This is a genomic window from Actinoplanes sp. NPDC051513 (assembly GCF_044454685.1).
Classification (GTDB): domain Bacteria; phylum Actinomycetota; class Actinomycetes; order Mycobacteriales; family Micromonosporaceae; genus Actinoplanes.
Map to the genome: position 1 here is coordinate 1,702 of NZ_JBITDW010000062.1, position 1,765 is coordinate 3,466.

The 1,765-nt window shown below is 55.3% G+C and carries 1 rRNA gene (cut by a window edge); it reads right to left on the reverse strand.

What is annotated here, in order from left to right:
• Positions 1–1,708: ribosomal RNA gene (locus tag ACIA5D_RS51615) — 23S ribosomal RNA — on the reverse strand; it reaches 1,486 nt to the left of the window's first position.
• Between the last annotated feature and the right edge of the window lie 57 nt (positions 1,709–1,765).

Below are 1,765 nucleotides of genomic sequence, written 5' to 3' on the forward strand. Positions count from 1 at the left end.
ATAGTCCGGGCTACACGCTTACCCCAGGACAACCACCGCCTGGGACCAGCTACCTTCCTGCGTCACCCCATCGCTAAACTACTAACCCAGAGGTTCCTAGACTCCTGACCCTAGGTCCGAAGACCGCCGGCCACTCGCATAGTTAGCACCTGAACATTCGTCTTGGGCGTTCCTTCGCGGGTACGGGAATATCAACCCGTTATCCATCGACTACGCCTCTCGGCCTCGCCTTAGGCCCCGACTCACCCAGGGCGGATTAGCCTGGCCCTGGAACCCTTGGTCATTCGGCGGAAGAGGTTCTCACTCTTCATTCGCTACTCATGCCTGCATTCTCACTCGTATCGCCTCCACGCCTGGGTCACCCCGACGCTTCCCTGGCGATACGACGCTCCCCTACCCACCCACACGACTGCACCAGAACCTCAAGGATCCTGGCGAATCTAATATGTGAGTGCCACAGCTTCGGCGGTGTGCTTGAGCCCCGCTACATTGTCGGCGCGGAACCACTTGACCAGTGAGCTATTACGCACTCTTTAAAGGATGGCTGCTTCTAAGCCAACCTCCTGGTTGTCTAAGCGACCCCACATCCTTTTCCACTTAGCACACGCTTAGGGGCCTTAGCTGGTGATCTGGGCTGTTTCCCTCTCGACTACGAAGCTTATCCCCCGCAGTCTCACTGCCACGCTCTCACTTACCGGCATTCGGAGTTTGGCTGATTTCGGTAAGCTTGTAGGCCCCCTAGACCATCCAGTGCTCTACCTCCGGCAAGAAACACGCAACGCTGCACCTAAATGCATTTCGGGGAGAACCAGCTATCACGGAGTTTGATTGGCCTTTCACCCCTAACCACAGGTCATCCCCCAACTTTTCAACGTTGGTGGGTTCGGTCCTCCACGCAGTCTTACCCACGCTTCAACCTGCCCATGGCTAGATCACCCCGCTTCGGGTCTAGAACACGCGACTACACGCCCTATTAAGACTCGCTTTCGCTACGGCTACCCCACACGGGTTAACCTCGCCACGTGCCACTAACTCGCAGGCTCATTCTTCAAAAGGCACGCCATCACCCCAACAAAGGAAGCTCTGACGGATTGTAGGCGAACGGTTTCAGGTACTATTTCACTCCCCTCCCGGGGTACTTTTCACCATTCCCTCACGGTACTCGTCCGCTATCGGTCACCAGGAAGTATTCAGCCTTACCAGGTGGTCCTGGCAGATTCACAGCAGATTCTAGGAGTCCGCTGCTACTCGGGTGTTTTCACAGAGAGATCATGGATTTTCGTCTACGGGACTCTCACCCTCTACGGTTGGCTTTCCCACACCATTCAACTAACCCAAAACTTTGTAACTCTCCGGAGAATCGTCAGCTCCTCCACGGAAAATCCCACTACCCCGGACACGTAACCCCTGACAGGTATCACACGTATCTGGTTTAGGCTCGATCCGCTTTCGCTCGCCACTACTCACGGAATCACATGTTGTTTTCTCTTCCTACGGGTACTGAGATGTTTCACTTCCCCGCGTTCCCCTCACACACCCTATGAATTCAGGCATGGATAACACGACATGACTCGTGCTAGGTTTCCCCATTCGGACACCCTGGGATCACAGCTAGGTTGACAGCTCCCCCAGGCCTATCGCGGCCTCCCACGTCCTTCATCGGCTCCTGGTACCAAGGCATCCACCGTTCGCCCTTGACAACTTAACCACAAAAAACAAGATGCTCGCGTCCACTGTGCAATTCTCAACCAACGACCAACCCAAG